1 protein-coding gene is annotated in these 534 nt (G+C 36.5%); it reads right to left on the bottom strand.

The genetic code is table 11. From position 1 onward, the window contains the following. Positions 1-534, bottom strand: a 534-nt coding sequence (locus ADINL_RS16415; RefSeq protein WP_204368182.1) for an SGNH hydrolase domain-containing protein, incomplete at both ends; no start/stop codon positions are given.

Genomic DNA, 534 nt, shown 5'->3' with positions numbered 1-534 from the left:
CCCTTCAAATTGTTCAGAGTTGTTACTATAGTACAACCCCCAGGCAGCACTAAGAATGACCAAATCATAAGAAGATATGGCACTCTCAACTACCTCAATAGAATCAAGACAGTCAATCATTCTTCTCTCAGAAATAAAATTTTCTGCTCCATTCAATAATGGTGGACAGGATGAATGTGCAACATTTCTGAAGGAAAAACCATATGCTTCTGAGAGCTCTGCTAACATAGGAACAAAATGTGCTGCATTAGAGTCACCCCACAACAGCGCTTCAACTCTATGGCCGCCATTAACTAAACACTCAGTATGATTGATCATCTGGTCGGTGACTCTAAAATCTTGGCAAACACGTTTATCTCTATGCGCTGGTTGAAAAATAGAATTCCCCAAGCCATCATCTAGACGATTTTTTTTAACGAAACCTTCACCCTGTGTAACAACAAAAAAAGAAGAAATTGAAATTACAAAAAAACTTGGCAGAACATATTGTTTAAGTAAAATTTTTCTAAAAGAATATCTTCTACTTCTAAAAAC

The sequence above is a fragment of the Nitrincola lacisaponensis genome (genome assembly GCF_000691225.1).
GTDB classification, from domain to species: Bacteria; Pseudomonadota; Gammaproteobacteria; order Pseudomonadales; family Balneatricaceae; genus Nitrincola; species Nitrincola lacisaponensis.
This window is presented reverse-complemented; position numbering and strand designations above follow the sequence as displayed.